At 36.7% G+C, this 12,416-nt stretch carries 14 protein-coding genes; all 14 read right to left on the bottom strand.

All coding sequences use genetic code 11. The annotated features are described in order from the left end of the window. Position 1 precedes the first annotated feature (1 nt). The 14 genes from IFU39_RS17040 to IFU39_RS16975 all read right to left on the bottom strand — a co-directional run bounded on the left by IFU39_RS17040 (position 2) and on the right by IFU39_RS16975 (position 12,336). The gene (locus IFU39_RS17040) at positions 2 to 448 is read right to left on the bottom strand and encodes a phage holin family protein (RefSeq protein ID WP_192133973.1); all 447 of its coding nucleotides are present in this window, start codon (positions 446 to 448) and stop codon (positions 2 to 4) included. Positions 449 to 503: 55 nt separating this feature from the next. Further along, complete coding sequence (locus IFU39_RS17035; protein WP_192133971.1) at positions 504 to 2,549, bottom strand: DNRLRE domain-containing protein; 2,046 nt, start codon at positions 2,547 to 2,549, stop codon at positions 504 to 506. Positions 2,550 to 2,581: 32 nt separating this feature from the next. After that, positions 2,582 to 4,660, bottom strand: coding sequence for an SPRY domain-containing protein (locus IFU39_RS17030; RefSeq protein ID WP_206759569.1), 2,079 nt, complete (start codon positions 4,658 to 4,660; stop codon positions 2,582 to 2,584). A gap of 68 nt (positions 4,661 to 4,728) precedes the next feature. Then, positions 4,729 to 5,877, bottom strand: a complete 1,149-nt coding sequence (locus IFU39_RS17025; RefSeq protein ID WP_192133967.1) for a discoidin domain-containing protein — start codon at positions 5,875 to 5,877, stop codon at positions 4,729 to 4,731. Positions 5,878 to 5,936: 59 nt separating this feature from the next. After that, positions 5,937 to 6,647, bottom strand: a complete 711-nt coding sequence (locus IFU39_RS17020; protein WP_192133965.1) for a hypothetical protein — start codon at positions 6,645 to 6,647, stop codon at positions 5,937 to 5,939. Positions 6,648 to 6,676: 29 nt separating this feature from the next. Then, positions 6,677 to 6,937, bottom strand: a complete 261-nt coding sequence (locus IFU39_RS17015; protein WP_192133963.1) for a hypothetical protein — start codon at positions 6,935 to 6,937, stop codon at positions 6,677 to 6,679. A gap of 15 nt (positions 6,938 to 6,952) precedes the next feature. Then, positions 6,953 to 7,519: a hypothetical protein gene (locus IFU39_RS17010; protein ID WP_192133961.1), complete on the bottom strand. Its 567-nt coding sequence runs from the start codon at positions 7,517 to 7,519 to the stop codon at positions 6,953 to 6,955. Beyond that, positions 7,519 to 8,130, bottom strand: a complete 612-nt coding sequence (locus tag IFU39_RS17005) for a hypothetical protein (protein WP_192133959.1) — start codon at positions 8,128 to 8,130, stop codon at positions 7,519 to 7,521. Before IFU39_RS17005 ends, IFU39_RS17010 begins: the two co-directional genes overlap by 1 nt. Before the next feature lie 74 nt (positions 8,131 to 8,204). Continuing rightward, a complete protein-coding gene (locus tag IFU39_RS17000) occupies positions 8,205 to 8,744 on the bottom strand; it encodes a hypothetical protein (protein ID WP_192133957.1) in 540 nt (179 codons plus the stop codon). A 28-nt stretch (positions 8,745 to 8,772) separates the two neighbouring features. Then, positions 8,773 to 9,927, bottom strand: a complete 1,155-nt coding sequence (locus tag IFU39_RS16995) for a hypothetical protein (RefSeq protein WP_192133955.1) — start codon at positions 9,925 to 9,927, stop codon at positions 8,773 to 8,775. A 12-nt stretch (positions 9,928 to 9,939) separates the two neighbouring features. After that, on the bottom strand, positions 9,940 to 10,413 hold the full coding sequence (locus tag IFU39_RS16990) for a hypothetical protein (RefSeq protein WP_192133953.1): 474 nt from the start codon (positions 10,411 to 10,413) through the stop codon (positions 9,940 to 9,942). 8 nt (positions 10,414 to 10,421) lie between these two features. After that, a complete protein-coding gene (locus IFU39_RS16985) occupies positions 10,422 to 11,060 on the bottom strand; it encodes a phage tail domain-containing protein (RefSeq protein WP_192133951.1) in 639 nt (212 codons plus the stop codon). 10 nt (positions 11,061 to 11,070) lie between these two features. Next, entirely contained in the window at positions 11,071 to 11,706 is a 636-nt protein-coding gene (locus IFU39_RS16980; RefSeq protein ID WP_192133949.1) for a hypothetical protein, read from the bottom strand. A gap of 15 nt (positions 11,707 to 11,721) precedes the next feature. Then, a complete protein-coding gene (locus IFU39_RS16975; RefSeq protein WP_192134231.1) occupies positions 11,722 to 12,336 on the bottom strand; it encodes a phage tail domain-containing protein in 615 nt (204 codons plus the stop codon). Between the last annotated feature and the right edge of the window lie 80 nt (positions 12,337 to 12,416).

Raw genomic sequence — 12,416 nt, 5'->3', positions numbered from 1 at the left:
ATCACTCCTTGTTTTTGTCGTCTTGACCACTTCTATCTTTCAAAATGGAAATGGCTTTTTTAATTTGCGATGGGACAGGAAGTCCACATCGAGCCCAATTTTCTGTGAGACTTAGCAATTCGTTTGCAATATAAAAATATGTAGCTCCTACAGCTAAACTCAAAGTTCCGTTCAATCCGAGTATTGCGTCGATTTTATACATTACAAAAATAACCGTAAACATCAATGCTTTTTTAGCAATACCAAGCGAACCTTTGTTGGAATTAAGTCCCTTATCTTTTTGATCAGGATATTTATGTCCCTCAATTGCTGAAGCGGTGAGTCCAGTGATAAAATCCAAGATCGTTAAAATCGCAAGTGTCTCCAAAAGATTACTCCAACCTCCAAACATATATGATGTTACACTTCCAACCACCCCCACAATAAAGTTTAGAAATTTGTCTGACACATTGTTTTCCTTCTCTCAATTAAAATAAGACTCCCCACATGGAGAGTCCTGAAAACTAAAGTATGTAATAATATGCTCCTGAAGATTTACCTCTGATTAATATTAATGAATCCATATCGCTTACATCACGTTTACGTATGCTTACTATTGCATCCATGTTGTCTATTCCCGGAACTCTAGGATATATGTATCCACCAAGATCAGGCTTAGATATGGTTAGTTCTGCATCAATCTCTTTGAATTGTTTGATTAGAATTGTCGACTCTAAATCGCTAAACTGTCTAATATCGATTACACTGTCTAGATATTCTCTATCCTTGATGTAAAACGTTCCATCTTGTTCAGACACATACCTGATTTCTAAGGTAGAATCCATATCAGGTCGAGAGATGCCAATTGCACCATCTAAATAAGAATTTGCAGGGACGTCTATTTCTGCATCCAAATCAGAATAATCAATAGCTCTGACAATTAGTTGTCCATGCACATCAGGTCTTGATATTCCTACAGTGGAATCATAATCATCATATGCTTTAATATTAACATATGCATCGATGTCCTCATGACTATAACCACGGATGTAGATTTCAGATGCAATATCTGGATTACTAATAGTTAAGAATCCTTCTTGATAATGCTGATAAGGAACATCTATAGCTGCATCAATATCAAAAACACCTTTTTCACGAACCGTAAAAGCTCCTGATAGGTCTGGATTGGATATTGTTAATATCGATTCCTTTTCTTCATAATACTCATTTCTGATTGATAGCTCAGCTTCCAATTCGTGTCTGATTCGCTTATAGTTTGAAACCTCAACATAAGACGATAAATCTGGCTTAGAAATAATTAGACTGTTGGTCAAATCATTATGAGCACGATTGGCAATTGAAATCTCGGAAATCAAACTTACTTTTGGATCAATCGTAACCATCGAAAACATATCCGGTGTTGAAACAGCTAACGAGGTGTCAACTTCAGTTATTCCATCTTCAATAATTGTGATACTGGATTCCATTTCATTTGCTGCACGAATAGCTACAGTCATGATCGAGTTTACATCTGGTCGACTTACACCCAATAAGCTATCCATCTCTTTAAACAGCGGATCTTCGTATCTGTGTACATATATCGAGGAATCTAAGTAATTCCATCCACGATCACTTTTAACCGTTAAGGTTGCGTTGAGATCCTTATTACCTTTTCTGTATACAAATAATTCTGAATCTATCTCAGAACGCCCATAGGATTGTACTGCTGAAGTTATGTATCGAACTTGTAATATTGGAGGCTTAGTTGACTCACGAGTATTGAAGTAGATAGGAGTGTTGTCAGTAGACCTTATGTTTAATCCATAGTTGATCAACGAACCATCTTGCCATTGCTTTAATACTTCTAATACATTAATCTCAACATACTTTTCGGATGTATTTATAGTGTATTGATTGGTAAGCAATTGGGTTGATTGTGGTTTGTTTGCAAAGGTGATACCATACTCGCGCCAAATTGTGCTAGGCTGATATATCTCAATGTTCGCGTCAGATTTAATTGTTCCTGTATAGTACAATCTCAACTTTGCATCTTCTAGATAAAGTAGGTCAGGTATAGCAACTTTTAAATCGCCAAAGTTAACGAAGGACTCAAATTCCTCTACATTGTCATGACCAATCATCATGCGTTGTGTATCACCATAGTTAATCGTTTGTAAATCGATACGACTACGAGTTGTGGCATCTCCAATTGGCTTCAGTTCAATATTAGTTCGAGGAGCTTCGATTAATTCAAATCTACCTTGTGCTCTGTTATGTGGTCTGACATTAATCGAACTCTCTAACTCAGTAAACATTATAGCTTCAATTGTAGATTCTAGATCACCGTAGGCACGATACATGACATCTAGACTGCTTGATATGTCTTTGTTTCTTATAGATGACTTAACAGAAATGATTGAATCTAACGTAGATTCTTTTCTTGTTGCTATAACCAGTTCAGACTCTAAATTTGTCTCATCTTGAGCATATAATACATACTTACTTGTAAAACGATTGGAGGGACTTTTTACATATATAATCCCCTCCGTATCATGGTCATCATAGTACAAAAATGTCACTCCTCATCTCATTGTATTGAGATTTACACACGATCAGCGTTAACTACTAGCTCAAATAAGCCATTGGGATTTGGCTGTGCTCTCATGTCTGTTGCAATACGAACATAGAAATCAATTGTTTCATCTGGCTGAGTGAGTCCATAAGTCAGATAGTCGATAGGGAGGAACGGATTAGCCTGTCTAGATAACTCAACCACGACACCTTCACGCACATATTTTTTATCCATTGCCAAATAGACATTATCAATAGCATAACCTAGCTGATTCTTGATTCTTACCTTTTGAGTCAATGTAGTTTGTCCAGCAATAATAACTCCAAAATCTAATTGCTTAAGAATTCCTCCAAATGTATCGGATAAATATTCTCCTGATTCATCCATAAACATGAGTCCAGAATACGTACCAACAAATGTCGTTTCCCAATAGTCAGTCTCGCCCCAATAATCTTGAAACTCAACTTTGAGTACATTCGGCTGATTAAATATTACGTCACGATCAGAAATGTTAATGTCGATGTCTTGAGGCGAAGGAGCTAGTCGGGTGAAGCTGCCATCAGAAGGATAGTAGGGATTATCATTAAGCAGGATTCGATACTGTACTTTACCTTGATCACTATCATCTAATGTTCCTGTTAGCTTACTGCCTGTTAGGGAAAGCTGGATTGTTGCATTGGTATTTAACACATAAAAAGCAACATTATCGATTTTGATTGTTTCTGTTGCTGAGTTGATATTCAGTTTCATATTGTCAATTGCAATGCCCGTATCTGAATTATGAATATTGTCCTCGATATAATAAGCAAATCGAATCTGATTCCCTTTATTCTTTAATGAGGTTGAATTAATCAAAGCAATGTCATAATGACTCATTCCACTTTTTTTGAAAGTAGCTAGACTTGAAATATCAATTGTTCTCCATTTACCAAACTTACACACTTCCCAAGTATTTCCCTCATTAAATGAGACAGCATATCTTAATGTTCCATTTGTTGAGTTGAGTTTATCTACAATAGAAAGTATATCACCATACATATTATAATCATCTGTCTGGATGATTGATTGAGGAGAGGGAATGGAGGAGGTAGATGCAATTTTTGGATTATTATTATCACTCCACGTAACCACGTCAAAATCTCCCTCAAGTTCATCCAATGGGGAGTAGTTAGCCGTGATATTTAGTTCTGCTGATGTTTTGGATGGGTCGTCCGTGTAGTATAGAACGTCTACACTATCACCCAACTCATCGTATATTGTAAAAGGCTCGGTTTCGATTGTAATCGTTGATTCGGTTTGATTCGGGTCGTCAGTGTATTCAATAATTTTGATCTCTTTGTCTTCCCATTCTTCGGCTAGGGTGAAGGGTTCGGTTTCAATGTTGAAGGATGCTTCTGTTTTGGTTGGATCGTCCGTGTAGTAGCATAGTTCCACTTCCCCTTGAAGTTGGGACCATGCGGATGCGGGAATACTTGATATTTCAGCAAGGGTGTTCCCGCTGAGATAGTTATCTTCAATAGGTTCGGAAGAAACAAATGTCCATATATTATTTATCAACTTGTAATAGTTATTATTGTTCCTAACAAGAACAGATGATAAAACTTCATTCACAAAGGCAGTGTACCCTGAAGGAATGTTATATGCAAATGGCGTATTACCAAAATTAAATCTAACTTCCCTTCCAGTTCCACCTGTCCTCGTGAATGGATAAAGCTTGCCAAGTTGCTTTAGATCGGTGTGGGATATCCCCATTGTTACACCATTTCTCCAAAATTCAAGATTGCCGTTATCCATGTCCATTAAAACGCTTAAGACATCATTGACCGCAAAAGCACTTCCGAAAGATGTATTATTCGGTACTTTACTTCCTGAAACGCTGAACGATCTTGAGGTTGTGTTGGCATTTGTGAAGTCAAGCGTGTCAAGTGACTGAGATTGATTTGCTACACCGATCACTAAAGCGGAACCTGTCAACCAAGTAGCTTCCCAATACCATTTACCAGTAGACTTTCCATGCGTTGCACGAACACTTCCAGTTCCACTAGTTGATGTTAATTTTAGATTTCCTTCAGAAAAAATCCAATTGCTTGTTGCATCTTGAGGATTCATTGTCGTATTTAGTTTTGGCAATATGGCATCTCCTTTCTAAATTTAAATCAAACAATCATTTCACATAGCTATGTGATTGACGCTTTCTTAATAGGTGTTTTAGTTGTATCTATTTTTTGCTTAAATACTTTCCCTGAGCCGATTTGGGTTGACGAGGTCGTCAAATATGACTTCTTAGACATCTGCTTATAAGTCTCAATAACTTCATTTTTATTTAATCCATATTTAATATAAATTCCCTCAGATGTCGAAGGACAAAACAAGAGAGTTCTATTTGTATCATACATCTTCAATTCTTGAATGCCCACATAAGACGTACTCCCATTGTTTGCAGTGATGTTAATTCTGTATTTTTTGAACTTTTTTATATTAGCAAATTCAAACTCTTTTTCTGTCCATAGTGTCCAATCAGTAACATTGCTTCTTTGGTCTAGCACTGTCCAAGTTAAACCACTGTCATTTATTCCTTCAAATGTCCACGATTTCGGAGCAACATTCACATTATTGTATCCATGAACAAGTGTATATTTGTTTACTACTATCGCAGCGGGGAACTCATAAGCCAACCATCCAGCCAATTGTCCTGATGCGGTAACCCAACTATTAAAACTTCCACTTTGAACTATATTTTTATCGAATGCATTAAAGGCATTGTAGGCTCCAGTTGTACTAAAAGTGCTACTGCAAGTTGCAATTCCACTGGGTAGAATATCACTTGTCATTTTTGGAATTAAATCAGTACCACCATAAGGTAAACTCTGATATTTATCTTCAGATGAAATCAAGAATTTATTTAGTTTAGTGCTGGTAGCGTCTACTTCTTTAGTTTCATTAATTGTACTAAATACAATTAGACCAAGCGATTTGTATGATATTGAGTCTCTAGAATAAAAAACACTAACATTTTTTCCACCGCCAGTGTTAACATACGACTTTAATGATATTTTATTTATACTCAAAACTGCTTCGGGTAGTTTTATTACAATGATGCCTTCATTGTTAGGTGTATCATAAGGTATGCCTCCATCGCTTGGTACAAACCATTTATCAATGTCTGATGCCGTTTTTCGATTTATATAATTGTGTTCTATTACATTGGTGTTGTTGAGAGAAATTAAGTTGTTCTTACTGTCATATACTTGAATTAATTGAATTGCTTCAAATGTTGATGTCCCTGATATAACCCCTGTAATGGATAATTTCAAATAGATTGCCATTCAACTATCTCCTTTCAAAATAAAATAGAACACACCATATAGATGTGTTCCTTATAAATTTAGCCAAGCGTAATTTTATCTACTCTGCGTTTTGACATATCAATTGTGTGTTCAAAGGTTTTACCTGAACCAAGAGCAGTACTTGTGTTTTTTATGTCTTTCAATTTAGTTAAGTAGCCATTAAAACTTGTAATTGAGTCTGCGCCATAGCTAAGGAAGTTTTCCTCACTGTCTATGCTTAACTTATAAACAGAAGAATCTTTTAGCGAGTAAACCCCATTGCTAGATGAAAGTAAGATTTTATCGTTATATAATTCATACATACTAAGAGTCATTATTTCTGCATTTGCGGTAGAGGATTGGACAGCAGTGATATTAAACCGATACTTTTTAAATTTTTTTGTGTTGTTGGGTATGTCATAAAAGTACTCATTCGTATAGCCACCAATAGTTTGGTTTAATTTAGTGTCTAAGACAGTCCAATTAGTTCCATCGTTAGATCCTTCAAATGTCCATGTTTTTGGTGCTGTACTACTATTAATACCTCCACCTCGAAAAGAGTACCGAACTATCAATTTCTCGCTTGGAAATTCATATGCTAACCAACTTGCGACTGATGATGACATCCACGTTTGATTGATGTTTATTTGTCCATTGAACGCTCTCCATGCTTGCCTAGAGGTATTAATTTCACTACTGGCACTTGCGATTCCACTAGGCGTTGTATGTGACTCCATCACAGGAATAACTGTTGCAGTTGATATTCCCATCAATTACATCTCCTTTCTAATTGAAATCATTATTTTACAGACAAATTTGTGATCTCAATATATTTCTTCAGATTTACTGTAGATTTAAAAACCTTTCCTGAACCAAGCGCTCCAGTGTTGGTCATAGGCTGCACAATAACTTTACTGTTACGATTAAACGCACTGAGATCAACTATACCATCCGAAATAAATACACTTTTAAGAGGCAATGTTGTTGATACATTAATCCAAGCATTGTTTTTGAAAGTTTTATAATTAGTGGAATCTTGAATTAGAGAATAGTTAGCCATCGTTGTTCACCTCATTTACTGAAACGTTATTCCATTAATCTTGCTTAATTTGTTACGCTCAAACTTTGTGCGATAAAGAAATCCATCTTCATGTGCCAATACAGTAGGGGAGAGAGTTATATTACGTTTTAACCTCAAAGTTCCATCCGAGGAAGAAACATAGCCTGTATTGTATTTGCCATCTGTAAACTCATCTACGGTGAGTAATGCGGGAGTTAGAGTTGAAGACAATTCAATCATAACTTTTGCGTATAGCCCAACTGGACTGTTAATTTTTCCATCTACATATGTAATCTCTGCATATTCTGACCATGTAATATTGTCCGTGGATGACCTAGTGAAAATCTTGTAATCCACATTTGAACCAATGCCAACCATAGTTTTGACCACTCGTTGAAAGGCAGTTACTTTATCACCAATCGATATAACCGAAGACTCCCAAGTCCCCTTAGCAGCATATATAGATTTCCCAGTAGAATCGATTGCGATTTCCTTGAGTTGTAGTTTTCCATCTTTAATCTCTGTACCATTGTGTACTCCAAGTGTTAGATCTATAGGTAATCCAATTTCCTTTGTGGACACTATCTCAACTCCCAGTTGACGATTCCAGCATGATTGGCTTTAAGAGGGGCTACGATTTGATCTATGACAAAGCCATTCTTACGAATAATAAGTTGACCATCTAAATCTTTGTCAGATGTTACTTTAATTTGGAAATAGGAAATATCCTCATTGGGCAATGAGAAGATACATTGATAGTTTATATTTACATCGTTAAGGGTCATTGCTTTTTTATATCCGAAATTAAAGCAGTCAATGCTATTCTTAAATTTTCCCTCTTTTGCTCTAGAGTTCAATGTTGCGTCTGAAGATCCATTTTTGAATTGAATATGATCATTGTATAGGAATGCTCTACCAGTAAGCGGAAACTCTTCATCGGCAGAAGTATATGAAATAGAGAATCGATCCTGATTGATGTGGAATACACCATTCGCGACATTGTAGTATAGCTGTGATCCTTGACCTATGATTCCAAAACTGATTAGCTTTTCTCTGTCTATAGCGTAAAAGTCATTTGATTTCTTAGTTTGAAAGTCGTATTCAGTAAGATTTGTACCATCGTAATAATCAGCTACCCAAATGTATTTTTGAGGAACTGGTGAGCGAGTATATTGTCTGTTGCCTAGAATCAAAATTAAACCCCCTTTAAAATAAAAAAAGGACAGAGAAGACTCTGCCCTAAGTGATAATTCGGATATGTAAAAACTTAGACAAAGCGATAAGAGATGCGCTTCTTAAACGCTTGCCGTCCACTCGAAGCATTCAAAGGAACTTCGCATTGGATTGACAGTGTTACATAGTTACCTGCTGCATCAACAGGGTTACCATTGTTATTCACACCAAGGATCTCTTTGACTCCCGGCTTAATAGGCGTAGTGTAATTTGCTCCGGTATGGTCTTTCTTTGTTGTTCCAGTTGTCCCAATTGGCTTAGAAAAGTCTTTACCTACACGAGAGCTTTCCTCATCAATATCTGTTTCACCAAGAGAGTCTACTTGTACGTGGAACCAGTTATTCTTAACTACTTCGACTTCATTGCCTACTGTATCTCCTGTACCACCACTCATATCACGAGTTGTGATTGTGCAATCTTCCATCTTGGAAACATCTGTTGCACCATTATAGTTGTTCCAAACATTGAAGATATAAATTGGGCTTTTGTCATCTGCGTCAATTACTCCGTAATCAAATGGGCCTACGATCTCTTGTGTGTGAAGCGAATTTCTCCAGCTTACAATTGGTTGCATATGTATAAAACTCCTTTGTAATTTGTTTTTAGGTTCTAATTGTTAAATGAACTGTTAAATTTTGCAGATTTAATCCTGCCTTTTTGATATTGATTCTAAAAATATCTCCTGCTTGAACTTGCTTTGTTTGAATGACTGCCGTTCTATTATCGTAGTGACTCTGTGGGTTGAATTTTAGATTCGAACTCATCACATTTAGCCATGTATTAAAATTGCGCGTTCTTTCTATCTCGATCTCTGTTTCCGTTTCTCCAGCGACACCACAAAAACCCTTAACATCAACTAACTCACCGTTGAAAGGGAAGGGCGCTAAAATGCCTATGGGTTCCTGAAATACATACGAATCTTTGCACAACACAATAACTCTGTCTTGCAATTCCAATGGCATATCTTTGAGCTTTAAATGTTCAGCAACACTCATTAAGCCATCTTTAAACTCATTAACAACTTGTAGGTTTGAGCCAAATACATCAATTTCAATCCAGTTATTACCGTCATATCGATATCGTTTGCCATCTTTATATGTTTGAGCTGTCCAACCAATTTCAGGCAATGGATATTTTAATCTCAATTCTGCTAAGTCCTGAACAGGTTCTTTGTAAACGAGACGGGTAGTATTGTAGGCATCCTTTGCTTTAATTGCTGACTGTGTTGCATCTTCAGCAGCTAAATTAGCCTTATCGGTAGCCAACTTAGATAATTCTGTCTGTGATTGAGACTGCTTAATGGCATCCTCAATTTTGCCTAATGCAATTTGATTCTCATTGATTTTTGCTTGAATTTGATCAATGTAATCCTGCAATGTAATCACCACATCTGGATTGCGACTAACCATTGCATAGATACGCGATGCAGGATACATAATTAATCCTCTACCTTTGTATCTGCATAGATGTGCGTTTCCTTCTTGAGACTGATGGAACTGAATTACTCCCATACCATAGTGGACAAGAAATTCATGTTCATTAATGTAAGGTCGATTCTCAAAGACATCTTGATCAATTTCAACGAATCCAGCGATGTTAACCTTATCAGTAGAAGAGGGTAGTTCGAGAAGAGTTATAATCCCATTGATAACAGGAAGAGAGTCAGCACGATCAATGTATGGATCTTGTGGAGTACCACTACGAGAGATAATTGTTACGGGGTCATTATATTGTAGATATGTACTTATATCTGGCAATTGTTCACCTCCTTAGTTGACGAATACATTGCTGCTGCCAGAGGTAATTGGTGTTGTCGTGCTTAGATGTGTAGTCACGTTTTTGGTGATACTTGATACTGCTTTACCACCAACAAAAACAGTAGAGCTACCTGTTGAAATTTGACCTGCTCCTGAACCAGATGTGCCGGGACTAATTGAAATAATTGAACCACCAAGCTTAGGTGAAGGAGATGGATCTGCTACCCATTGTTCTTGTGTGGGTGATGATACCGAAGCTATTGGTTGTCCGTTAACATAAACTGTTGATGTTGAATTTACTGATCCAGTAATTTTCGCTCCAGTTGTATGAGTAGTCGTACTATAAACAGGGCTATAGCCTGTACAGTTGCCGAATTGATCCCATGATGAACATTCTGATCCACTTTGATATCTTTCTACATATGACACGTGACCACTTTTGTTTGATTCTTGAAGTGTCGACCCTTTATATGCTACTCCGGTCATATGGCCTCCTATTGTAACAATGTGAATTGATATCTGAATTTAATATCTGCATCACCAGTTATCCTTAGTATGTTTTTACCAACAGGGAATGAGAGATAGTTATTATTGAAATCTTTGTATCGATATGTGACTGCTAATGAAGTTTCAATGTCTTGTTGCTCATTATCAACAAACACTGTCTCACCATGAATGAGACTTTTAAACTTAAACTCTTCATTGTTGTGAGAAGTGTTGATGATACTGAAATCACCGTTACCTTGTTTGGTTATCCAAATCTCAGGGGAGCAATTTTTATCTCCCTTATTGTCAAACAATAGGATTGGTTCAAAGTAAAATGTTATGCCTTTAAATTCAGGAATCTCATTGTAAGAGTTTCTGATAAACAACACTCTAAACATGATGCTGACATTAAAGAATCCAACATCTTCAACGACATCTGGAATATGAGCACCATTTATACAATTTTGCCACTCTGACCAGTTGAGATTGTCACGAGTAAAGCGAGTTTGAACAACAATCTTAGAACCAATTGGCTCAACGGATTCCCATGATACTTTACTTAGTACACCATCTGCGCTGATTGGAATTGGTATTGGATCTGAAGTATAACTACCTTTAAGATTGATAATGGATTGCCATGTTGTCATATGATCTCACCTATCCAATCTTACCGAAGGGATAGAATAGTGCTGCACTTCCAGCTTCTTTCCACCTCGTTATTCGATAGGTAGCCCATGAAGCATTCTTATCGTATGTGGTAGCACCATCAACGGTTTGCCAAGGTGGTTCTGTGTTTCCAGATTCTCCTGCTTGAATACATATGTAAAATCGACCATTATCAACTGTGGGTAACACTATGTCATTGAGTTTATATTGTGTCGTGGCTGCCCATGTACTTGCTAATCGAGTATCGTTAAATTGTGCGTCAGTAGATACAGGGAAGACAGGTTCCGTGTAGCCCGATGTTCCTGACTGGACACAAATGTAAACATGACCATTATCAACTCTAGGTATAATGTAATCGCCAACAGTATAACTCTTAAGTCTTTGCCATAATGGAGCTGCTTTACCTGTTCGTACATTTACCCAACCAACGTACCCATCGTATACAGAAGCGGAATTGTATAATCGCTTATTTCTTAAATAATCTCCACTTGTTGGAGTAGCAGATACATAATCATCTGATATTAGATCAAGTAAATTAAAGTTTTCGCCAAGTTCTCTAATAGTTTTTTCTATTTCGTCTGTGAAGGAGGGTATCTTGAGCTTAAGTTTGTTTGATTCAGTAGACATTTGATTCTCCTTTCTTTAAATATCCGACCATTTAGTACCAGTCTCAAAGTCTGACCATTTTGGCCTTGCTGGATTAAGTATTAAATTTCCTTGATTATTGGTTGTTGTAGATTGATGTGTTCCAGTTGAATATGTATTTTTCTTGATCTCCATTGGAGTATAGTTCCATTTGTAAACACGAGAAGTCATAATAGGGGAATATGAGTAAGGAGAATCACAGCGGAAAGTTAAATTGATATATCCTTGTTTGAGACAATTGTGAACCAGCGTTGAATCATCGACAACCATTGCATAGAATATACGCTCTGCGCCTAAACCATCTTCATTTGTAAAGAATAGCTCCTGATAGTAGTCATGCTGAGTCAACCACTGGGCAATTTCTCTAATTTTAGCTGTGTTCCAAGTTTCCTCAAACGCAAAAGAGACTGAAAACTTTAGTGGCTCAGTTTCAGTCCTCATAAAATATGGCTTATCGTTTCCTTTAACTTTTTCCTCAACTATCTCTCTCGTAGGAAAGAATATCTCTTCTTGCATGCCACTGTTCATATTCACATTAATGAGTCCATATTTAACGGAAGTTTCACCAGCAAAAGAAAAGTAGAGGGAGTCACGTATTGTAATCCAAATCACCTCCAATATAAAATTTGGACAAATAAAAAAGCCCTATTTATAAGGCTTTTTAGTAGCTAATTTCTATGTAAAATCGGTAT

Origin of the sequence: Paenibacillus sp. CFBP 13594 (assembly GCF_014842675.1) — a bacterium.
In the GTDB taxonomy this organism is placed as follows: Bacteria; Bacillota; Bacilli; order Paenibacillales; family Paenibacillaceae; genus Paenibacillus; species Paenibacillus amylolyticus_B.
Note: the sequence above shows the minus strand (reverse complement) of the source record. Positions and strands in the feature narration are given on the sequence as shown.

Coding starts and splice junctions, on each gene's coding strand:
- IFU39_RS17030 (WP_206759569.1), bottom strand. CDS start 4,660: ATGAATCCTCAAGATGCAACAAGCAATTGGATTTTTTCTGAAGGAAAT.
- IFU39_RS17025 (WP_192133967.1), bottom strand. CDS start 5,877: ATGGCAATCTATTTGAAATTATCCATTACAGGGGTTATATCAGGGACA.
- IFU39_RS17020 (WP_192133965.1), bottom strand. CDS start 6,647: ATGGGAATATCAACTGCAACAGTTATTCCTGTGATGGAGTCACATACA.
- IFU39_RS17015 (WP_192133963.1), bottom strand. CDS start 6,937: ATGGCTAACTATTCTCTAATTCAAGATTCCACTAATTATAAAACTTTC.
- IFU39_RS17000 (WP_192133957.1), bottom strand. CDS start 8,744: ATGCAACCAATTGTAAGCTGGAGAAATTCGCTTCACACACAAGAGATC.
- IFU39_RS16990 (WP_192133953.1), bottom strand. CDS start 10,413: ATGACCGGAGTAGCATATAAAGGGTCGACACTTCAAGAATCAAACAAA.
- IFU39_RS16985 (WP_192133951.1), bottom strand. CDS start 11,060: ATGACAACATGGCAATCCATTATCAATCTTAAAGGTAGTTATACTTCA.
- IFU39_RS16980 (WP_192133949.1), bottom strand. CDS start 11,706: ATGTCTACTGAATCAAACAAACTTAAGCTCAAGATACCCTCCTTCACA.